The organism is Chitinophaga nivalis, assembly GCF_025989125.1.
GTDB lineage: Bacteria > Bacteroidota > Bacteroidia > Chitinophagales > Chitinophagaceae > Chitinophaga > Chitinophaga nivalis.
The window spans coordinates 3,144,655-3,166,770 of the sequence record NZ_JAPDNR010000001.1 but is presented as its reverse complement, the minus strand read 5'-3'; the positions used below and the strand labels follow the sequence as shown (position 1 = coordinate 3,166,770).

Sequence of the window (22,116 nt, the reverse complement as noted above, 5' to 3'; positions counted from 1 at the left end):
TTTTTTGCGATAAAACAGCACCTATTAAAATGAGAAGCATGCGCCGGAACCGATTTTGGATTTTAGGACTGGGAACATTACTGACCTGTACCCTTTTTATTCGGGCAAAAAACAATCCAGTTTTTCCTGAACAAGATAAGCCCATTAAAACTATTGTAATTGATGCGGGCCATGGAGGAGAAGATCCCGGCGCCAAAGGAAGTTACTCCACAGAAAAGCAGGTTACCCTGGAAGTAGCCCTGAAGCTGGGAAAAATACTGGAAGAAAATATGCCGGATGTAAAGGTAGTGTATACACGAAAAAGCGACCGCTACGATGATCCCCGCAAAAAAGCCCAGATTGCCAATGACAATAAAGGCGAGCTGTTTGTTTCCATCCACTGTAATTCTACCGGTAAAATCCGTAAAGTAACCGGCTACAAAACAGTCTATCACAAAAAAGGCCGGAAGAAGGTACCTGTGCAACAGGCCATCTACGCCTATTTCCCCAGCAATGCCAAAGGTACGGAAACCTATATCTGGGCTACCAGTAAGAACAATGCTAAAATGGAATCCCTCAAACAGAATTCCGTTATCGTACTGGATGCCAACTCCGACGAAACCAAACAACTGATGGACGATACCGACCCGGAAACGTTCATCCTGCTCAATACCCTGCGAAACGCCTACTTCGATCAAAGTCTCCGGTTGTCGACCCTCATTGAAGATGAGTTTACCCGGGTAGGACGTATCAGCCGCGGCGCCAGACAAAGAAATGAAAAAGGCATCTGGGTACTATCGGCAACGGCTATGCCAAGCGTGCTGGTGGAACTGGGCTTTATCAGCAACCCGGAAGAAGAGGACTACCTCAACTCCAACAACGGACAACAGGAACTGGCCACCTGTATCTATAAAGCCATCAAGCGTTACCGCGATGAGCTGAACCGCTTTACCGGCCATGGCAAACAACCTTCCAGCAGCGAAGCTGCCGGCTCCAGCCCACAGGCTTACCTGAAACCGGCGAAATCCGGCAAAGGTATCCCTGCAGCCCCGTTACAGGGAGATAATTATTGTGTGCAATTACTCGTAACAGATAAATTTTATACACCAGGAGCTTCCATTTTCAGGAAGCTCCACGGTGATGTAAGCAGGCAACAGATTGTGATGAATAAAAAAAAAATGAATAAATACATCTGGGGGCATTTCAAAACAGACCGCCAGGCTTCTACCGCCCTCCGTAAAGCCCGCAAACTCGGATTTAAAGATGCCTTTGTAACTGCCTGCTAACTTCCCCCAACTTTTCTACCCCTCTCCCGCATTTACCCCGTTTTCTCTTTTTTATTACGAACATTTTTCCACGGCCACTGCCCGTGCATGCTTTTTGATTATTTTTGCGTGAACGTATACGAATCTCATGCTCAAATTATCTAATGAAACTAAAGTAGGCATATTGACGGTGCTGGGAATTACCTTACTGGTACTGGGTTTTAATTTATTGAAAGGAAAAAGCCTGTTTTCAAGTAACCAGACTATTTATGCCGTATATAAGCAGGTAAATGGATTACAGCCATCCAACGCTGTACAGGTAAACGGTTTAATTATAGGTAATGTGACCAAGCTGGATATCATGAATAATGACCCTTCCAGGATATTGGTAACGCTGACCCTCAAAAAGAAAGTTCCGATTCCCCGCAACTCTGTAGCCCGTATCAGCAGCGATCTGCTGGGTACCAAAACCGTACAGATGGACCTGGGTAACGCCAGCGAATATCTGAAAAACGGAGATACCATCTATGCTTCTGTTGATGGTTCCATGACCGACGCACTGAAAGAACAACTGAACCCGCTCGTAAAAAAACTGGAGGGTACCCTGAGTAATATTGATTCTGTACTGATCACGGTAAATAATATCCTGGATACAACTGCCAAAGGAAACCTGCAGGATGCCATCCGGAACCTGAATGTTACCATGCGTAACTTCACCCACACGTCTGCTTCTCTCAATGGCATGCTGGATCCTAAAAGCGGTAATATCCAGCAGACTTTCAATAACCTGGCGTCTATCACAGGCAACCTGAAAGACAACAATGCAAAAATTACCGGCATCCTGGATAATGCCCAGAAAGCAACAGACGCACTGGCAAAAGGGAATATCGACAAAACCTTATCACAACTGCAGCAGACTGTCACCAATCTGAATCAGACCATTGCGAAACTCAATACCACCGATGGTACGGCCGGCCTGTTGCTGAACGATAAAAAAGTGTACAACAACCTGCAATACTCGTTGGGTAACCTGAATAAACTACTGGAAGATCTCCGCGTCAATCCTAAACGTTACGTACATTTCTCCCTGTTTGGCAAAAAAGATAAAACGAAACCATTACCAAGCGACTCCGTAACGGTTCAATAACAAACATCAATGCATCGATACATAAAAACAGGACTTTTCCTGGCTATTATATACCTGGCGGCAATATTGCCCGCCAGGGCCCAGTTTCCGGCAAGACCTGCCCCGAAACCAGGTACCGTAATTGAAATTATCCAGGCCGATACATTGATCACGATCGAACACGACTCTGTGAATGTAACCAAGTTCATTGGCCATGCCATCTTCAAACAAGGTACCACCATCTTTCATTGCGATAGCGCAATAAAAAACAATAAAACCAATATTATCGACGCCTACGGGCACATTCATATTAACCAGGCCGACAGCGTACACATCTACGGTAAATACCTGAATTATGATGCCGGCACGCGCATGGCTACACTAAAAGAAGATGCCCGCCTGACAGATGGTAAAGTAACCATCTCCGGCCCGGAACTGCAGTATGATATGAATGCCAAGATAGGCACCTACCTGCATGGCGGTAAACTGGTAAACGGCAATAGTGTATTGACCAGTGAAGAAGGTTTTTATTATACGGAAACAAAAGAAATGCACTTCCAGCGGAATGTATTACTGGTAAATCCGGAATATACCCTTACCACCAATGCCCTGCTCTATAATACAGATACCAAAATAGCTACCATCATTGAGCCGACTACCATTAACAACAATGGTAGTATCATGTATGCTACCCAGGGATACTATAACACCGATAAAGGTTATGGTAACTTCGGTAACCGGCCCACCATTGAAGATAGTACCGGTACCATTACGGCCGATAATATAGAAATGGATAAACAAACCGGCATGGCGTATGCCACCGGTAATATGGTGTACAGAGACACGATCCGTAAAATGTCACTGCTCGCCAACCACGGTATTGTGAATCAACGCGAAAAAACGATCCTCGCTACACAAAAGCCGCTGCTGATCATGGAAAAAAACAAGGATACCCTGTATCTGGCGGCAGACACCTTATTTTCAGGGGTGATCAAACCGGATGACAGCCTGTCTATTCCTTCCGTAGCCGGCCTGAAAAGAATTCCGGCCTCGCCTACCAAGGATATCCGGCCCGTGAAAACGATCCGGCCACCGGAAAAGTTCACGGCCACCATTCCTTTTATTGCCCGGGGCGACTCTGCTGCACTACGCCAGCAGGCCCATGTACCGGAAAATGTGATGAAGTTTATTGCCGACAGCACGCTGGCCAGCACCAAAAACAGAATAGATTCCGGCATACTCAAAACCGTAAAGACAGCTCCGTTGTCGAATATAGCGGCGCGTGACTCCTTACCGGGCGTACGGCATTTTACCGACAGTATTGCCTTAAAGAAACCAAAAGATACCACCGAACAACGCTATATCCTGGCCTACCACCATGTAAGAATCTTTTCTGATTCCCTGCAAGGCGTGGCCGACAGCGTATTCTATTCCTCCCGCGACTCCATCTTCCGCTTCTTTGGAAGCCCGGTGCTGTGGTCTAACAATACCACCCAACTCAGCGGCGATACCATCCTGATGTATACGAAAAACCAGACAGCCGATAAAATGCTGCTCAATAAAAATGGTTTTATCATCAATGAAGCCGGCCCGGGTATGTATAACCAGATCAAGGGGAATAATATCACCGGCTATGTGCTGGGTGAATCCCTCGACTGGATGCACGTAGAGGGTAATGCCGAAACGATCAATTATATCAAGGATCAGGGAGGAGCCTATATGAGCGTCAACAAAGCCATGTGCGCCATCATCAATATCTATTTCAAAGCAGGTGAAGTGAATAAAGTAGTGATGGTAAAAGATCCGGAAGGTACTGTGTATCCTTTTACACAACGCCCAATGGAACAACTACAGCTGGAGAATTTCAAATGGGACATCCAGCGAAAGCCCAAGACCAAATATGAGCTGATGAAATAATAGCAGCCTTATAGCATAAACAGAAGCCTTATACATTCGTCCGGCAACCGTGTGGAAATTCACCACACTACAAGCCGGAAAATGTATAAGGCTTCTTTCTTAATCCGTAATCCTTATTTTTGCCCCATTGCTCACCTAAATGTTATGCTGTGATTCAGGATGCTGTTAAGAAATTTCGCAAGACATTATTATCTCCTATTTATACCTTTCTTAAAGATAGCCGGGCGGTAGGTATTGTGCTGATCATCTGCACCATTGCCTCTATGATACTGGCTAACTCCGGTGTACAGGAGTCCTACGTGTCTTTCTGGAATGCACTCTTTGATCCGGCAGGCGGACATCATTACCAATACCGTTCCCTGCATTTACCCAACTCCTATCTGTTATGGATAAACGATGGGATGATGGTATTATTCTTTTTCCTGGTAGGGATGGAAATCAAACGTGAGCTGACGGTAGGCGAGCTTTCTTCCGTGCGTAAATCCATACTGCCTGTACTGGCAGCGATTGGTGGTATGTTGTTTCCTGCCCTGATCTTTGCGTTGTTCAATAAAAACACCGCGCATGCACATGGCTGGGGGATTCCGATGGCCACTGATATTGCCTTTTCACTAGGTATACTTTCCCTGTTGGGCAAAAGAGTACCTGTGAGTTTAAAAATCTTCCTGATGGCGTTGGCTATTATTGACGACCTGGGCGCCATCCTGACCATTGCTATTTTCTACACACCACACCTGGATGTACAATACCTGCTGATTGGCGGTGGTGTATTGCTGATTCCTATATTACTGAATTTCCTGAAAGTAGAGCGGCTTATACTCTATTACATTCCTGGTATTGTATTATGGTATTGCCTGTTCAACTCCGGCGTACATGCTACTATTGCCGGTGTGTTGCTGGCCTTTTGTATTCCGCAGCATAAAATTGCGGACCTGGTACATAACCTGCATGATCCGGTGAATTTTATTATTATGCCGGTATTTGCACTAGCCAATACTGCTATCCAGTTACCCGCCGATATCTGGGGCGCCCTTCACAACAACATCAGTTATGGCGTGATTGCCGGCCTGGTATTGGGTAAACCCCTGGGAATTTTCTTTTTTTCTTTTACCGCAGTAAAACTCAAACTAGCATCACTCCCATCAAAAGCAGGCTGGTTGCAGCTCATAGGCATTGGCCTCATCGCAGGGATTGGTTTTACCATGTCTATTTTCATCGCCTCGCTGGCCTATAAAGAAAGGGATTTACAGATTATTGCCATTATATCTGTTATTGTAGCCTCTTTGGTAGCCGGGTTAGCAGGTTTTGTATTTCTGCGGTTGTTGAAACAACCACCACTGATCAAAAAAATGTAGTAAAGCGTGCTCTTGGCATTGTTATTGTTAAGCTATGCTGATCTTTTAAAATCGTCGTCAATCATACTTTAGAGGAACTTATTAACGTTAGTAGACGCATACATTTTTACGTATCTCTTAAATACAAACAACACATCTATGAAAAAAGTCGTGTTACTTTTTGGCCTTATTGCCATGTTCGCAATACAGGTTAACGCGCAGAAAAAGAAAACCTATCGCAACTCCGGAGAAGGCAATTACAACACCGCCCTGGGTATCCGCCTGAATCCATGGGTAGTTGGTTTCACCATTAAACACTTTATTGAAGGACCACATGCTATCGAAGGTTTGGTAACAACCAACCATACGCACAGATCAAACGTTACAATTACCGGTTTATATGAATATAACTGGAATGTGGGTATTCCTGAACTGAATATGTACGCCGGTGGTGGTGCACATATCGGTTTCTACGACCGCAGTGATTACGATTGGGACCGTTACATCAACAAAGGTAAAGGTACCTATGTATCTCCGGGCCTGGATGGTATCATTGGCGTAGAGTATACCTTCAAGAAATTTCCATTGAACATCAGTGCTGATCTCAAACCTTACATTCAGTTTGTTGGTCCGACCAGCTACCTGGGAGAAGAGATCGGCGGAGTGTCTGCCAGATTTACTTTCTAAACCGCAGTCACTTTTATTTTAAACGGATCATGAGGCAAGCATGGTCCGTTTTTTTATGTTCCTTATTTTGAAGTATTTTTATTGTTTAACTATCAGACATGAAAATCTTCACGGCTGCACAAATCAGAGAGGCTGATGCCTTTACCATCCGGGAGGAACCTGTGAGCAGCACCGGCCTCATGGAGCGTGCCGCCGGTAAATGTGCCGCATGGCTGGAAGTACAGTTCGCCCCTACTACCCCTGTTTATATTTTTTGCGGGAAAGGCAATAACGGTGGCGATGGCCTGGTAATAGCCCGGTTGCTGCTGCAAAAGGGGTATCCCGTTCGGGCCTGCATCCTGCAACATAGCGCCAAAGCCAGTGCAGATCATACTTTTCACCTGCAGTTACTGCAACAGCAATACCCGGCATGCCTGTACGAAATTGGCGCCCAGGGAGATTTTCCTGTGCTGCCTGCCGGTGCGGTTATTATAGATGCGATCTTCGGTACCGGTCTGAACAAACCTGTAGAAGGCTGGATGGCAGGCATCATTCACCAGATCAATGACCAAAGAGCCATCCATCCGGTAGTGGCCATTGACATTCCCTCCGGGCTGCTGGCCGACAGCAGCTCCCTGCATACGCCTGTAATACAGGCTCACCATACCCTTAGTTTCGAATGTTACAAGCTGGCTTTCCTGCTACCTGAAAATGCCGGTTTCACCGGGCACGTACATATTTTACCCATCGGCCTACATCCGGACTATATCACCCAAACGCCTACACGCTATCACCTGACAGACCGGGAGATGATACGTACCATTTACCACCCGCGCGACCCGTTTGCGCATAAGGGTACCTATGGTCATGCCCTCCTCATTGCTGGTAGTTATGGCAAAATGGGAGCCGCGGTGCTGAGTGCCAAAGCCTGTTTGCGGGCCGGCGTAGGACTGTTGTCCTGCCACGTACCCCAATGCGGTTACGACATTATGCAGATCAGTGAGCCGTGCGCCATGTGTGTCACCGATGAAGGCAGTACTCACAGTGCTCATTTCCACACCCTGCCCGACGGCGCTACCTATAAAACCATCGGTATAGGCCCCGGACTGGGTACCCAAACGGCTACGGCCCGTTCGCTGGAACGCCTGCTGGAGCATTACCAGCGCCCCATGGTAATAGATGCGGATGCACTCAACCTGTTGTCCGTATATCCTTACCTGTTATCCAGACTGCCCCAGGGCAGTATTCTTACCCCACACCCCAAAGAGTTTGAACGGTTATTTGGCACAGCCGCCAATGATTTTGACCGGCTGACATTATTATCCCAACAGGCCGTTCACCTCCATCTCTATATTTTACTGAAAGGCAGGTATACCGCTATTGCCTGTCCTGATGGTTCCCTTTATTTCAACAGCACCGGCAACCCCGGCATGGCTACCGGAGGTAGCGGCGACGTATTAACGGGCATTCTCACGGCTTTACTGGCGCAGGATTATACCCCCAAAGCAGCAGTTATACTGGGTGCATGGCTACACGGATATGCCGGCGACCTGGCTGCTGAGCAGTTATCGCAGGAAGCGATGACCGCTACTGATATAATAACGCACCTGGGAGCCGCCTTCCGACACGTTATATAAAGCAGTACCCCCGGAAATAACAGATAAGCATAGATTCTGTAATATTCTTAATTTATTACGCCTACAATTAATTATTTATGTTTTATATTTATTTCCGCCACTTTTTGAAAACACTATTTTTTACTTATTAAACGCTTTTATCAACCTTGGAAATTTCGCTACTATGAGTATAGTTTATCTCGTTCCATGTTTTGGAGTAATAGCCTTGTTATTTACCGCTATCCGTAGCTCCTGGGTAACCCGACAGGACGCCGGCAATGAAAGGATGAAAGAAATAGCCCAGCATATCGCAGAAGGGGCCATGGCCTTTCTGAAAGCAGAGTACAAAGTGCTGATCTATTTTGTTATTATCGCTGCCCTCCTGCTGGGATATATGGGCGCTACCCATGAAAACTCACACTGGTCAATAGCCGTTGCTTTTGTGCTGGGTGCTGTATTTTCCGCTACCGCTGGTTTTATAGGCATGAAAATAGCCACCAAAGCCAATGTGCGTACGGCGCAGGCAGCACGTACCAGTCTGGCCCAGGCATTGAAAGTATCCTTTGCAGGTGGCTCTGTAATGGGTATGGGCGTTGCTGGTCTGGCGGTACTGGGACTTGGTGGATTGTTCATCATACTCCAATCATATTTTGGCGCTACCGCCAATACCACTGAAATGATCAAAACCATTGAAGTGCTGACCGGCTTCTCTCTCGGAGCGGAAAGCATTGCCTTGTTTGCCCGTGTAGGCGGTGGTATCTATACCAAGGCTGCCGACGTAGGTGCAGACCTGGTAGGTAAAGTAGAAGCAGGTATTCCGGAAGATGATCCCCGTAACCCTGCTACCATTGCCGATAACGTAGGCGATAACGTAGGTGATGTGGCCGGTATGGGTGCCGATTTGTTCGGTTCCTATGTGGCAACCGTACTTGCTACCATGGTATTGGGTTCGGAAACCACCTCGCAGGACAGTTTTGGCGGAGTGGCCCCCATACTGCTACCGATGCTGATTGCCGGTGCCGGTATTATCTTTTCTATCATTGCCACCTTCTTTGTACGTATCAGTGATTCCGCCGGTTTAAATACCAGTGTGGTACAAAAAGCACTGAATATGGGCAACTGGGGCTCCATTATATTAACAGCCATAGTATCCTGGTTCCTGGTCGATAGCATCTTACCGGATACAGACATGATCCTCCGGAATCACCTGTTTACCAAATCCCAGGTATTTGGCGCCATCATGGTAGGACTGGTAGTAGGTACGCTCATGAGTATCATTACCGAGTATTATACGGCCATGGGTAAACGTCCGGTAAAATCCATTATCCGCCAGTCGGCTACCGGTGCGGCCACCAATATCATTGGCGGGCTGTCCGTAGGGATGGAATCTACAGCTATTCCCATCCTGGTGCTGGCAGGAGGTATTTATGGTTCTTACGCTTTTGCAGGCCTCTACGGTGTAGCTATCGCTGCTGCCGGTATGATGGCCACCACTGCCATGCAGCTGGCAATCGATGCTTTTGGCCCTATTGCCGATAATGCCGGCGGTATTGCAGAAATGAGTGAATTACCAAAAGATGTACGGGAAAAAACCGATATCCTGGATGCCGTAGGTAATACCACCGCTGCTACCGGTAAAGGATTTGCCATTGCTTCTGCCGCACTGACCGCACTGGCCCTGTTTGCGGCCTTTGTGGGGGTAGCTGGCATCAAAGGTATTGATATCTATAAAGCCGATGTACTGGCAGGTCTGTTCATCGGTGGTATGATTCCGTTTATCTTCTCCTCTCTCGCCATTGCTGCGGTAGGCCGTGCTGCCATGGCCATGGTAGAAGAAGTACGCCGCCAGTTCCGCGAAATTCCTGGTATTATGGAAGGTACCGGCAAACCGGAATACGATAAATGCGTGGCTATTTCCACCCAGGCTTCTATCCGGGAAATGTTGCTGCCGGGTGCTATTGCCCTGATTTCGCCGTTGCTGATCGGTTTCCTCGCCGGTCCTGAAGTATTGGGAGGTTTCCTCGCTGGTGCAACCGTGAGTGGTGTATTGATGGGTATTTTCCAGAATAACGCCGGTGGCGCCTGGGATAACGCTAAAAAATCCTTCGAAAAAGGCGTGGAAATCAATGGCGAGACTTACTACAAAAAATCTGAGCCACATAAAGCTTCTGTTACCGGAGACACCGTAGGGGATCCTTTTAAAGATACTTCCGGTCCTTCTATGAACATCCTGATCAAGCTGATGTCTATTGTATCACTGGTAATTGCGCCTACCCTGGCAGAACGGTTTCATACCCGGGATGCGGTACCGGTAACAAAAACCGAAATACATGCACCAGCAACAAAAGCCAGCAGCAGCAAGCCTGTTGCCATGCTGGTGATGAAGCCTTAATATAATGGTATAAAAAGATAGTACCCCGTCCGGCCTGGCTGCGACGGGGTATTTTTTTATTTGGTATACCTCGTTGTCCGGAAACGTCTGCCCTTTCCCCTTCCTCGTAATAAATATTTATTTGGAGATTAAAATATCTTCCCTACATTTGTACTGTAATAATAATAATTACAGTAAAGTCTCTTTTTTTAAGACAAACTGTAATATTTTTCATAACAATTAAAACAATCAGTTAACACGGGCTGTAATTATATCACTATAAAAAACTAAACTAATACACATGAAAGTAGCTATTATCGGTGCATCCGGATTTATAGGCGCAGCCATCCTGAATGAAGCTTTAAGCAGAGGACATCAGGTAACCGCCATTGTACGTAACCCGGAAAAAATTGACCTCGTCAACCCGCAACTGACCATAAAGCAAGGGGATGTTACCAATGAGGCAAGCGTAGCAGAGCTGGTAGCTGGTAATGATGCGGTGATCAGTGCTTACAATTCACACGAGTCTGCCACCTATGTAAAAGCCATCCAGGCCATCCTGAATGGTGTCCGCAAAGCCGGCATCAAAAGGTTCCTGGCCGTAAGCGGCGCTGGTAGCCTGGAAGTAGCTCCCGGATTACAGCTCCTGGATACACCGGAATTCCCGGCAGCCTGGAAAGGAGGTGCTACCGCCACCCGCGATGCCTTCCAGGTAATCAAACAGGCAGGCGACCTCGAATGGACCGTATTAAGTCCCGCAGCCATGATTGCACCGGGCGAACGCACCGGCACCTTCCGCCTGGGCAAAGACCAGTTATTAACAGATGATAAAGGAGAAAGCAAAATCTCTACAGCGGATTACGCCGTTGCCCTGGTTGATGAACTGGAAAAACCACAACACATTCAGCAACGGTTTACCGTAGCTTACTAAGCTATGCCGGCATTATCTACATAAAAAAAGAAACATTTTCAGCAGTTACTGCTGAAAATGTTTCCTATAGCCCAAGAGATTACATCCGCATTTTACCGGGACTTACCCCAAACTTCTTCCGGAAGGCATTACTGAAATGCTGGGGCGAAGAAAATCCGGCCTGTTCTGCAATTTCAGACAGGGGTTTATTGGTATCGAGGAGCAATTTCCGGGATAACTCCAGTCTTTGTTCACTTAAATATCCAAACACTGTATTATCGAAAACATGCTTAAACCCGGATTTGAGCTTAAATTCATTTAACCCTGTTACACGGGCCAGTTGCGCAAGACTAAGCGGTTCCTGCAAATGCTGCAGCAACAGTTCCCGGGCGTGGTGTAGCTTTTCCAGGTCACTGGTGGCTACTTTTTGTGCCGCTACATTTTCTTTATTCCGGGTGCCGTTTTCTATCTGTTCGCACTGCAAGGCCAGCAATTCAATAGCTTTGGACTGCAGGAACAGTTTTTTAAGCCCACCTTTAAACTGGCACTGACGCACTTCCGCAAAAATACTCAGCATCCGGGGCGTGAGCTGCAGGTTAATCTTATCTGCCAGTAAAACAGATTTATTACCCGCTACATTATTGGCAAGTGTGTGGAGTACGCGCCCGCTGTGGTCTGCCAGCTCCAGGAAACGTTCGGGCGTATAACTCAGTCCGAACACCTGGATATCCCGCTGTTTACTGACAGCAGCGGTTTCACACAGATACGGTGTATATAACAGGTTGTGTTCTTTGGAAGAAAAGGCCAGGCTTTTTCTCATCCCTTCCACGCTGGTAACCATATTTCCCTGTTCCACAAACAGCATCATTACCCGTGGTAATATTTCTTCAGAGGCAATCAGTATGTTTTCATACAGGTCGGCGGTACAATCTATAATATGTACGCCATCGAAATGAAATTCCCGCACCTTAGCTGATCCAAAGTGACGGTTTAGCTCCTGCGTTTCCTCTACGATCTCCCGCGACGTCCATTTTTCACTATCAAAGGGTGCTTCTTCCGATAACAACACAACGTTGGCGTCATTCATAATTTTTACACCCATAAAAAATCCGTTTCGTGTAAGTTATAATCCGTTTCGTGTAACAGCTATATGGCGGAACAGTAGCAAATTTGCACAAAAATATTCCGTTTTACCTAAACAATATACGCCATGATGGGAATATTCCGGACAAATATAAACACTGTTCAAGAAAAGAATAACGTGATCAATGCCATCGCCGCCAACTTTACTGTTAATGCCTGTAGTGTAGATATAGAAGATTGTGACAAAGTACTGCGTGTTGTCAGCCCGCAACAACTGGCAGAACAAAGCATTATAGAATTTGTAACTGAACTGGGCTTTAGCTGCGACATCCTCGATTGATCATTATTATAGAATCTGCACATTACTCCCTTTTTGAAAGAATTGCCACCCCGGCAACTCTCGGAAAGGGAGTTTTATCTTCCTATTCCTTTCTTGCGCAAATCTCCTATCTTGCCTGCATGTAATCATATCTACTGTTACTAAAGTGACAACAAAAAATAATATATGCTGATAGGGGTAAGCAGTGCCTGCCACGTCATAATAGCATGTCACAGAATTAGAATTGCAAATTCATCTATCTTAAACTGCATAAACCTTTTATGAAAACAAAGGCACTTACGTTGCTGACCATGCTTTTCTTGTTATTAGCAGGAAACTCAACGATCGCACAACAACAACGATATACTGTTAGTGGCTATGTCAAAGACAAACAAAATGGAGAAAGCCTGGTAGGTATTTCCATTGGCAAACCCGGCACCAGCCTGGGTACCATCACTAACGAATATGGTTTTTATTCCCTCACCTTGCCAGCAGGAGAACATGATCTCCAATTTACCTATGTAGGCTACGCGACATTCAAAACAACCGTAAAACTACAACGTAATATCAATCTCGATGTTAAGCTGGAAGGTACCAGCAGTCAGCTGAATGAAATCACCGTTACCGGCGCCAAACAAGAGAAAAGTGTCAATACCCTGAATACCAGTATCAACAGATTGGATATTCAGCAAATGAAAAAAATGCCCACTTTCATGGGAGAAGTAGATGTACTGCGCGCCATTCAGACACTTCCCGGTGTAAACACCGTAGGGGAAGGTGCTTCCGGCTTCAATGTACGTGGTGGAAACAGCGATGAAAACCTCATTTTGCTCGACGAAGCACCCGTTTACAACTCTACACACATGATGGGCTTCTTCTCTGTATTCAATCCGGATGCAGTAAAAAGCCTGAACCTGATCAAAGGAGGCTTCCCTGCTGAATATGGCGGCCGTACTTCCTCTGTACTGGACATCCGTATGAAAGATGGTAACAACCAGCATTTCAATGTAAACGGCGGTATTGGTAATATATTCAGTCGTTTATCCGTGGAAGGTCCGCTGGTAAAAGATAAATCTTCCTTTATCGTGGCTGCCAGAAGATCTTACATCGACCTGTTGATGAAACCCTTCCTGAAAGGTGATATGAAAAACACCAAACTCAGTTTCTATGATATCACTGCCAAAGCCAACTACAAATTCAATAAAAACAATACCCTCTTTGTAAGCGGATATTTCGGGCGGGATGTTTTTGGTTTCGGAAAAGATGTAAACATGAACTGGGGGAATACCACAGCTACCATCCGCTGGAACCACGTATTCACCAACCGGTTGTTCCTCAACCTCACTACCTATTACAGCAAATACGACTACAGTCTGCAGTTCACCAATGATTCCAAAAAGTCCAATGAGGAATCATTACAGAGCTACGACTGGACTTCCAACATCATTAACTACGGGTTAAAACCTTCCTTCACCTACTACCTGAATACCAATAACAGCCTGCATTTCGGCGTACAGGGTATTTATTATACCTTCAAACCAGGTACCGGTACCAGCACCGAAGGCAGTAGCGTATCACAGAAACAACTGGTAGACAAGCACGCGCTGGAATCTGCGATTTATATCGATCATGAATATAAACCATCCAAAAAATTCGGCATCCAGTATGGTGCACGCTTGTCTTCCTATCAGCTGTTAGGTAAAGGACTGGTCTATACCTTCAATGACACCACACCTGGTATCAGAAAAACACTCAACAGCGTTAAATCATATGGTTCCGGTGAAAACATTAAAAGCTATGTTTATTTCGAGCCACGCATCAGCGCCAAATACGCTTTGTCTGACGAGCATGCTGTAAAAGTTGCCTACAGCAGAACTTCTCAGTTCATGCATCAGTTGTCCAACACCGCCTCTCCTACGCCATTAGATATCTGGACACCGAGCACCAACAACATTAAACCCATGGTATCTGATCAGTATACGGTGGGCTACTTCTACAATGCACCGAATGATGCCTACGAGTTCTCTGCGGAAGCTTTCTACAAAACAACAGACAACCAGCTGGATTATATTGACAATGCCAACCTGCAGCTGAATCCTTTGATTGAAGCAGACCTGCTGCCATCACAGGGACGCGCCTACGGTATTGAGCTGTATGCCAAAAAAGATATCGGCAAAACTACCGGCTGGATAAGCTATACTTTGTCCCGCACCGAAAGAAAAACACCTGGTATCAGCATGGATGAGTGGTTCCTGAACCGCTACGACCGTACGCATAACGTAAACCTGGTATTAACACATACCCTGAACAAACGGACTTCCTTCTCTGCCAACTGGGTATTTGCTTCCGGTACACCGGCTACCTTCGCGGATAACCGCCTGCAGTTCCAGGACTGGGATATTCCTTACAATAGCACCGAGAAACGTAACAACTACCGGCTGAAACCTTTTCACAGACTGGATCTGTCCATGACATTAAAAGGTAAAAATCAAAACAAACGCTGGAAAGGTGAATGGGTATTCTCCCTGTATAACGTATATGGCCGTAAAAACGCCTACACGGTTTATTTCAAACCGAATGAAGACGATGCCACCAAAAGAGAAGCTGTGAGATTATCTATCATTGGTTCTATCATTCCGGGTATCACTTATAACTTTAAGTTCTAACTGTCCAAAATGCACGACATCATGAAAAAATCATTATTCCTCCTCATATTCGCTGCCTTTGCCGGATTAACTGCCTGCGAAGATAAAATAGACCTGGATATCCCTAAAGGGATCTCCTATCCGGTACTGGATGCCTGGATCACCACTGAAACCGGCATACAGAAAATAAAATTCACCATGTCTGTTCCTTATACAGATAACAACCCGGCGCCGGTGATCAATGATGCCACGATTACCTTACACGACCTGACGGCCGGCGTATCTTATCCTTTTCCATTCAAGGATAATGTATATAGCTATGATGCCAGCAATAAAGCCATCGGCGTGATAGGACATGCGTATAAACTGCAGGTCACTTACAAAGGAGAGTCCTTTGTTGCTTACGATAGCATCCTGAGAGTGCCAAAGATTGATTCTATCAGTGTGAAGTTTAAAACAAAAGAAGAATCAGTGACTGGCAAAGAAGGTTATTACGCTACCCTGCACGCACGCGACCTCGCTGGCGGCACTGACTTTTACTGGATTCGCTCTTACCGGAACGATACCCTCAGACGCCTGCAGGATGCCGTTGCTATAGACGGTTCCTACGAAGAGGGCCTGTTTGATGGCAACGCGTTTTCGCTGGGGATAGCGGATAGAATCACGGATTACCAGAAGCCTTTCCTGAAAGGGGAAACCATCATTGTACGGCTGTCTTCCGTGACACGCCGTAGCTACGAGTTCCTGGACCAGCTGCAAAGCCAGCTCAATCAGGGCGGTTTGTTTGCTAAAATTCTGGAAAACGTAAAAACCAACATCGTCAATACCACTCCTAATAGTAAAACCAAAATACTCGGCTGGTTTGGCACCTCAGCGGTGAGCAGGTCAGAGAAAAGTCTCAAGTAGTAATGGTTAATTTGTAAACGGGTTGTTTTACCACAGTGGTAGGACAACCCGTTTTTTTTTGCCCTGAAATGCTTAACTTCAGTACAAAGCCAACGATCTATGCCGCGGGATCTGATTACCTATGCCATCCCAGCATTTGTCTTATTGATATTGCTGGAGATTATACTTACATCTATCGACCAGAAACACCTTTATCGGCCCAAAGATGCCCTTAGCAGCATTGCCATGGGATTGGGCAACGTATTTATCGGATTGTTTACCAAAGCCATTGTTTTGGGTGTTTATGCCTTTGTTTACCAGTTCCGTTTCTTTACCCTCGATTTTGTATGGTGGGTGTGGCTGCTGGCCTTCTTTGCAGATGATTTCAGCTACTACTGGTTTCACCGCACCAGTCATACCGTACGCTTTTTCTGGGCATCGCACGTCATTCACCATTCCTCCGAAAGTTATAACCTGGCCACGGCCCTCCGTCAGACCTGGACAGGAAATATCAGTGGTGCCTTCCTTTTCTGGGTATGGATGCCGCTGGCCGGCTTCCATCCAATGATGGTGATGACCATGCAGGCCGTTAGCCTGATCTATCAATTCTGGATACATACAGAACTGATTCAGCGATTACCGGCCCCGATAGAATATATTTTTAATACGCCTTCGCACCACCGCGTACACCACGGCTCCGATATCGCTTACCTGGACAGCAACCATGCCGGCGTGCTGATTATCTGGGACCGGTTGTTCGGCACCTTTACACCGGAAGTGCAGCGGCCGGCCTATGGCCTTACGTCCAACATCAATACCCACAACCCGCTCCGCATAGCTACCCATGAATGGCGCAGCATCTGGCAGGACATACGCCGGGCAAAGAACCTGCGGGAAGCCCTGCACTATGCTTTTGATGCTCCCGGCTGGAGTGCAGACGGCAGCCGTAAGACAACCAAGCAACTAAGGGCTGCACAGCGATCCGCTTAAATGACCTTTCATCCTATTTGCTGAAAATATATTTCGCATTTACGAAAACTGTCGTACATTCGTTTACGAAGATATTCGTACAACAATAATCATCCTTTAAATCATTGCTTTGAAACATATACGTCCTACAGAAAGTGAATTGGAAATATTGAGCATTCTTTGGGAAAGAGGGGCCAGCACCGTGCGGGAAGTACATGACATTTTATCGCAGACAAAAGATGCCGGCTATACGACCACGCTCAAATTAATGCAGATCATGCATGAAAAAAAGTTACTGGACCGGGATGCCAGCAGCAAAACCCACGTATTTACGACAGCGGTTTCGCAGCAAACCACCCGGCAACAGTTACTGAATAAGATGATAGATACTGTATTTGGTGGCTCTGCCTCCCAGCTGGTCATGCAGGCACTGGGACATCACCAGTCTTCGGATGCAGAACTGGACAAAATCCGCCAATATTTATCTGATATAGAAAAACAGCAAAAGGATAACGGGTAAAATTTATACCATGAACGTATTACCTATTACCGGCGACCTGGTACGCGCCCTGGGATGGACCATCCTTCATTCTCTCTGGCAGGCCTTTTTCATATATGCCTGTCTCAGAATAGTACTGAAACTGTGGCCACAGGCCAGTGCCAGAATCAAGTACAATCTCGCCCTGCTGTCGTTATCCGGTATTTTTGTCTGGTTCCTGATCACCTTATATGAACACCTGGACGCCCTAAGCACCGTTAAAACCATGACGATGCAGCTGGCAGCGGCTCCCATGCCTGTTCAACCCGTGAACATGCCGGCCGTATATCCCAGCCAGGAACCGTTAATGTGGCTGTTTCCCAATCTGGAAATGTGTTTTCCCATCGTCGTAATGCTGTATGCCGCCGGCATGATTGTGATGACCATCAAACTGGTATCCGACCTTTTTGAGTTGCAGCACATCCGGCATCATAATGTAGTACAGATGGACGAAGTATGGGAGAAACACCTGGAAACACTGGCTGCCCGGCTACAGATTCCCCGCAAGGTGAGACTGTTCATATCACCACATGTGATGGTACCGGTGATGCTGGGATTTCTGAAACCCGTAATCCTGCTGCCGGTTGCCATGGTCAACAACCTGAGTGAACAGCAGCTGGAGGCCATTTTACTCCATGAACTGGCCCATATCAAACGCAATGATTATCTGTTGAATATCTTCCAATCAATTGTTGAAATCATGCTCTTTTTTAATCCTTTTGTATGGCTGATTGCTAAAACGATCCGCCTGGAAAGGGAACACTGTTGCGACGATCTGGTTATTGCCAGTACCGTACAACCCCTGCACTATGCCCGGGCATTGGTTGCGCTGGAAGAATACCGGTTAACCGCCAACCCACTGTCCATGGCCGCTGCAGATAATAGACAACATCTGTTTTACCGCATTAAACGTATCATGGAAATGAAAACAACACATCTCAATTATAGTCAACGTTTTTTAGCAGGTCTGATTATCGCTGCCGGCCTGATCTCCATTGCATGGCTGAACCCAGCCAAAGGAGCCAATGAAAAAGCCCGGCCGGAAACACAACTGCAAGCAGTAGATACCCACCCTGCTGATGCAGCCATCATACCTGCGGTGGCAACTGTCAATAAGCCTCATACGCCTGTTTATGTAGCAGCAGTGATGGCAGATACCATTACACCGGCACCCGTAGAACCATCTACTCCGCCTACGCCTCCTACTCCACCAACACCCGCAACACCGACGGCACCGATAACACCTGACACCCCGGAAACACCTAATGATCCGGAGGACGTAATACAGTCACCTGCCAACAAACAGCAAGCGGCTTCCGACGAAAAGATAGATCGTAAAATGATCAAACAACATATCCGCGAAACCCGGGAACAGGTGCGGCAGGCGATGAAACAAATGCGGGACGTGGATTTAAAAAATATACAATCTGAAGTAGACCTGGCACTTGCCAGCGTAGACTGGAAACAGCTTTCTGCAGATATGAAAATAGCGCGCGATTCCGCGTTGAGTAAGGTCAACTGGCATCAAATTAACCAGGATATTAAAATAGCCTATAATAAAGCAGATTGGGACAAGATTAACGAGAACGTCAACCGCACCATCCGCGAAAGTAAATCAATAGCGGATAAAGCCAGAGCCAGTGCTATGGCACAAATAAGCAGGGCACAGCGGGAGCAGGACAGGTCGCAGACAGATGCCCGCAGACAAAAAGCAGATATAGCCCGGGCAAAAGCAGATGCAGCGCGTGAAAGAGCGGATGCGAGCCGGGAAGCGGCAGAAATACAGAGAGAAAAAAACAACGGTGCCCCCACCAAAGAAATGGTGCGGAAAATGACCGCCGAAAAATTAATCAATCCCAGCCAGGGTTTTACGATAGAAAAAAGTGATGCCGGCTTATTTATCAACGGTACCAAACAACCTGCTGCCGTAGTAGAAAAATACAAGCAATACCTGCAACATAAAAAGATCAGCATTCGTGGTTCCAGCAATCAATCGTCCAACGATAGCAACGACGAGCTGCATGTTAGCATAGAAAACTGATTTTCCCATATTTCCGCTTATCGTTACGCATTTTCCGACAGTTCAACGCGAGATATTCCCGCTGTTACCTGCCGGAAAATGCGTAACACGTTATACCTCTCCTGTAATTCTTCCCTTCCGGTGTCCGAGGTTTTAGGTAAAGCACTTATCTTTAGGCTAATCAATCAACCGTATAGTTTATGAAAGTATTTAGTATTGCCTTGTCAATCTTTACTGTAACCACCGCGTTTGCACAGGATAAACAATTGTTACCCGGCAAAATCAATGCAGCCACTCCCGTAAAAAGTCAGGGCCAGACAGGCACCTGCTGGGCTTTCTCTACTACATCCCTGCTGGAATCAGAAACACTGCGAAAAGGCGTCTCTCAAATAGACCTTTCCGAAATCTTTACTGTCCGCAATATCTATCTGGAAAAAGCTAAAAACTATGTACGCCGCCAGGGTAGTGCACAGTTTGGTGAAGGAGGACTGGGGCATGATGTGATCCGTGCTGCAGGTCAGTATGGACTGGTACCGGAGCAGGCCTACAGCGGATTAAAAAACAGTGCTACCAAACATGATCATGCTGCCATGCAAACGACCATGAAACATTACCTGGATAGCATTATCAAAATAAAAGCACCGATCCCGGATAACTGGGTAGAAGGATTCACTGCTATTATGGATAGCTACATCGGTCAGCCACCGGCTTCTTTTACCTATGATGGCAAAAACTATACGCCACAGACCTTTGCCAAAGAAGTGGTAAAATTCAATCCGGAAGATTATGTATTCCTCACTTCCTTTACCCATCATCCGTTTCATCAGTCATTCATTGTAGAAGTACCTGATAACTTCTCCAATGGCGCCTATTATAATGTGCCCTTACAGGAGCTCATCAACATCACCAAATCCACCCTGCAGAAAGGCTACACCATCATGTGGGATGCAGATGTCAGCAACAAGGGATGGTCTACCAATAAAGGTTACGCCGTATTTCCACCTCAGGATGGCAGCTTCCAACGCGACAGCATTACGCCGGATATGAAAGAAGCACCTTATTCTCAGGAGTTACGTCAAAAGTTATACGAAGAACTGTTAACCCAGGATGACCACCTGATGCACATTACAGGCATTGAACAAACCAAACAGGGCAAACCCTATTTTGTGGTAAAAAATTCCTGGGGTACTCAATCAGGACCGTTCAATGGTTATTTCAATGTATCTGAAGCTTACTTTGCAATCAATACCATCACGATCATTGTGCCTAAAGCAGCGCTGGACAAAGACTTACAAAAGAAAATTGCTGCTGCCAGATAATATATCCCAACATGTGGTCATCTGCTGATTACCTGTTGGTACTATTTATAAAAAACGCAAAACAATCGCGCTGGTTGTATAAAGTACGTTACCAGATCGTGTTGTTTTGCGTTTTTATTGCCTGCAGCAAAGTTTACATCAACTGCTGCTGAGGGGGCTTATACATAGAGGATAGTAAATCCTGTCAGATGTTGTACGGTTCCTTCCGTAATTTCCAATGCTGTTACCTCCGCGTTGGGAGATCCGGCTTTACACCACGCCAGAAAATCTTCCATTACCAGTGGCGTTGCTTCCGCACTGATCCACACACTGCCATCGGATAAGTTTTTGATGACGCCTGCTACTCCCATCATGTCTGCAATATTTTTTGCATTAGCCCGGAATCCGACTCGTTGTACGCGCCCTCTTACTATAATCTCTTTATGCACAATAGACCTGGCTACCATAAGTGAAAACAATTAATATTTATAACAAAAGTTTTGCTGCAGGCTACCATATGTGAATGGTCCGCCTTTCCTCCTGCCTGCTCATCATTCGAAAGCAATCATCAGCTGTTTTAAGCTATCATCCAGCGTAGTAAGCTATCTTAAACAGATCAGGTTAACAGGATCCTGCTCCTGCTTCCCCAGCAATCCTGCGCGATTTAAAATATCCTTTAGCACCATACAGGATGGCCACTGCTGCCAGTCTGATCACAGACTGCCAAACAAATCAATCAATAAACAGATAAACAATAGAAACGGGAAGCCTGCAATCAACCGATATCCCTATCCGGTTATTGCGCTGATGTGCTGCTGACCAGCCATGTAATACCTCCTGTTGCTGCAACGACAGCTACCTGCTGCCATAGCTGGAAAACCTGTAACAGTGCCAGTTATCATCCGGCCATAAAGCCATTCCATCATCAATAAAGAAGCAAAAGTGTGTACAGCTTAGCCATTCAACAGTTATACCGGATCTTATGTTCAATAGCACGCTGAAACCATCCTGTTGTGATTCATAAAATGAAGGCCGCTTTTTATCTACTCAGCAAAAGGTAGCTGCTGCACTCATTACCTCATGATGTCGTCTGACACCAGACTTTACGGATCCTGTCTACTATTGCCATCGCTTCAAAACACAGTACACAACCATGATCGTCGCTATTTCAGGTA

At 46.2% G+C, this 22,116-nt stretch carries 17 protein-coding genes; 15 read left to right on the top strand and 2 right to left on the bottom strand.

The genetic code is table 11. The annotated features are described in order from the left end of the window. The first annotated feature begins 38 nt into the window (after positions 1-38). The 8 genes from OL444_RS12955 to OL444_RS12920 all read left to right on the top strand — a co-directional run bounded on the left by OL444_RS12955 (position 39) and on the right by OL444_RS12920 (position 11,205). Complete coding sequence (locus OL444_RS12955) at positions 39-1,265, top strand: N-acetylmuramoyl-L-alanine amidase family protein (RefSeq protein WP_264732771.1); 1,227 nt, start codon at positions 39-41, stop codon at positions 1,263-1,265. A 127-nt stretch (positions 1,266-1,392) separates the two neighbouring features. Further along, a complete protein-coding gene (locus OL444_RS12950) occupies positions 1,393-2,391 on the top strand; it encodes an MlaD family protein (protein WP_264732772.1) in 999 nt (332 codons plus the stop codon). A gap of 9 nt (positions 2,392-2,400) precedes the next feature. After that, positions 2,401-4,287 (top strand): OstA-like protein, encoded by a 1,887-nt coding sequence (locus OL444_RS12945; RefSeq protein WP_264732773.1) that lies wholly within the window; start codon positions 2,401-2,403, stop codon positions 4,285-4,287. Positions 4,288-4,436: 149 nt separating this feature from the next. Continuing rightward, entirely contained in the window at positions 4,437-5,642 is a 1,206-nt protein-coding gene (nhaA, locus tag OL444_RS12940) for a Na+/H+ antiporter NhaA (RefSeq protein ID WP_264732774.1), read from the top strand. A gap of 138 nt (positions 5,643-5,780) precedes the next feature. Further along, positions 5,781-6,308: a hypothetical protein gene (locus OL444_RS12935; RefSeq protein ID WP_264732775.1), complete on the top strand. Its 528-nt coding sequence runs from the start codon at positions 5,781-5,783 to the stop codon at positions 6,306-6,308. A gap of 98 nt (positions 6,309-6,406) precedes the next feature. Beyond that, positions 6,407-7,924 (top strand): NAD(P)H-hydrate dehydratase, encoded by a 1,518-nt coding sequence (locus OL444_RS12930; RefSeq protein WP_264732776.1) that lies wholly within the window; start codon positions 6,407-6,409, stop codon positions 7,922-7,924. A gap of 163 nt (positions 7,925-8,087) precedes the next feature. Then, positions 8,088-10,295 (top strand): sodium-translocating pyrophosphatase, encoded by a 2,208-nt coding sequence (locus OL444_RS12925; protein WP_264732777.1) that lies wholly within the window; start codon positions 8,088-8,090, stop codon positions 10,293-10,295. A gap of 280 nt (positions 10,296-10,575) precedes the next feature. After that, on the top strand, positions 10,576-11,205 hold the full coding sequence (locus tag OL444_RS12920) for an NAD(P)-dependent oxidoreductase (protein WP_264732778.1): 630 nt from the start codon (positions 10,576-10,578) through the stop codon (positions 11,203-11,205). Positions 11,206-11,284: 79 nt separating this feature from the next. Here the strand turns inward: OL444_RS12920 and OL444_RS12915 are convergent, their stop codons facing one another. After that, positions 11,285-12,286, bottom strand: coding sequence for a helix-turn-helix transcriptional regulator (locus OL444_RS12915; RefSeq protein WP_264732779.1), 1,002 nt, complete (start codon positions 12,284-12,286; stop codon positions 11,285-11,287). A gap of 108 nt (positions 12,287-12,394) precedes the next feature. Between OL444_RS12915 and OL444_RS12910 the strand changes: the two genes are divergently transcribed. The 7 genes from OL444_RS12910 (at position 12,395) to OL444_RS12880 (ending at position 20,962) form a co-directional block, all read left to right on the top strand. After that, complete coding sequence (locus OL444_RS12910) at positions 12,395-12,607, top strand: hypothetical protein (protein ID WP_264732780.1); 213 nt, start codon at positions 12,395-12,397, stop codon at positions 12,605-12,607. Positions 12,608-12,867: 260 nt separating this feature from the next. Then, positions 12,868-15,252 carry a TonB-dependent receptor gene (locus tag OL444_RS12905; RefSeq protein ID WP_264732781.1) on the top strand — a complete coding sequence of 795 codons (2,385 nt, stop codon included), beginning with the start codon at positions 12,868-12,870 and terminating at the stop codon, positions 15,250-15,252. A 21-nt stretch (positions 15,253-15,273) separates the two neighbouring features. After that, positions 15,274-16,137 carry a DUF4249 domain-containing protein gene (locus OL444_RS12900; RefSeq protein ID WP_264732782.1) on the top strand — a complete coding sequence of 288 codons (864 nt, stop codon included), beginning with the start codon at positions 15,274-15,276 and terminating at the stop codon, positions 16,135-16,137. A gap of 99 nt (positions 16,138-16,236) precedes the next feature. Further along, positions 16,237-17,106 (top strand): sterol desaturase family protein, encoded by an 870-nt coding sequence (locus tag OL444_RS12895; RefSeq protein ID WP_264732783.1) that lies wholly within the window; start codon positions 16,237-16,239, stop codon positions 17,104-17,106. 109 nt (positions 17,107-17,215) lie between these two features. After that, on the top strand, positions 17,216-17,605 hold the full coding sequence (locus tag OL444_RS12890; protein ID WP_264732784.1) for a BlaI/MecI/CopY family transcriptional regulator: 390 nt from the start codon (positions 17,216-17,218) through the stop codon (positions 17,603-17,605). Positions 17,606-17,615: 10 nt separating this feature from the next. Continuing rightward, complete coding sequence (locus OL444_RS12885; RefSeq protein WP_264732785.1) at positions 17,616-19,664, top strand: M56 family metallopeptidase; 2,049 nt, start codon at positions 17,616-17,618, stop codon at positions 19,662-19,664. A gap of 179 nt (positions 19,665-19,843) precedes the next feature. Next, on the top strand, positions 19,844-20,962 hold the full coding sequence (locus OL444_RS12880) for a C1 family peptidase (protein ID WP_264732786.1): 1,119 nt from the start codon (positions 19,844-19,846) through the stop codon (positions 20,960-20,962). A gap of 158 nt (positions 20,963-21,120) precedes the next feature. Here OL444_RS12880 and OL444_RS12875 read toward each other — a convergent pair whose 3' ends face one another. Continuing rightward, the gene (locus OL444_RS12875; protein WP_264732787.1) at positions 21,121-21,408 is read right to left on the bottom strand and encodes an acylphosphatase; all 288 of its coding nucleotides are present in this window, start codon (positions 21,406-21,408) and stop codon (positions 21,121-21,123) included. Between the last annotated feature and the right edge of the window lie 708 nt (positions 21,409-22,116).

Coding starts and splice junctions, on each gene's coding strand:
- OL444_RS12955 (WP_264732771.1), top strand. CDS start 39: ATGCGCCGGAACCGATTTTGGATTTTAGGACTGGGAACATTACTGACC.
- OL444_RS12950 (WP_264732772.1), top strand. CDS start 1,393: ATGCTCAAATTATCTAATGAAACTAAAGTAGGCATATTGACGGTGCTG.
- OL444_RS12945 (WP_264732773.1), top strand. CDS start 2,401: ATGCATCGATACATAAAAACAGGACTTTTCCTGGCTATTATATACCTG.
- OL444_RS12935 (WP_264732775.1), top strand. CDS start 5,781: ATGAAAAAAGTCGTGTTACTTTTTGGCCTTATTGCCATGTTCGCAATA.
- OL444_RS12930 (WP_264732776.1), top strand. CDS start 6,407: ATGAAAATCTTCACGGCTGCACAAATCAGAGAGGCTGATGCCTTTACC.
- OL444_RS12925 (WP_264732777.1), top strand. CDS start 8,088: ATGAGTATAGTTTATCTCGTTCCATGTTTTGGAGTAATAGCCTTGTTA.
- OL444_RS12920 (WP_264732778.1), top strand. CDS start 10,576: ATGAAAGTAGCTATTATCGGTGCATCCGGATTTATAGGCGCAGCCATC.
- OL444_RS12915 (WP_264732779.1), bottom strand. CDS start 12,286: ATGGGTGTAAAAATTATGAATGACGCCAACGTTGTGTTGTTATCGGAA.
- OL444_RS12910 (WP_264732780.1), top strand. CDS start 12,395: ATGATGGGAATATTCCGGACAAATATAAACACTGTTCAAGAAAAGAAT.
- OL444_RS12905 (WP_264732781.1), top strand. CDS start 12,868: ATGAAAACAAAGGCACTTACGTTGCTGACCATGCTTTTCTTGTTATTA.
- OL444_RS12900 (WP_264732782.1), top strand. CDS start 15,274: ATGAAAAAATCATTATTCCTCCTCATATTCGCTGCCTTTGCCGGATTA.
- OL444_RS12895 (WP_264732783.1), top strand. CDS start 16,237: ATGCCGCGGGATCTGATTACCTATGCCATCCCAGCATTTGTCTTATTG.
- OL444_RS12885 (WP_264732785.1), top strand. CDS start 17,616: ATGAACGTATTACCTATTACCGGCGACCTGGTACGCGCCCTGGGATGG.
- OL444_RS12880 (WP_264732786.1), top strand. CDS start 19,844: ATGAAAGTATTTAGTATTGCCTTGTCAATCTTTACTGTAACCACCGCG.
- OL444_RS12875 (WP_264732787.1), bottom strand. CDS start 21,408: ATGGTAGCCAGGTCTATTGTGCATAAAGAGATTATAGTAAGAGGGCGC.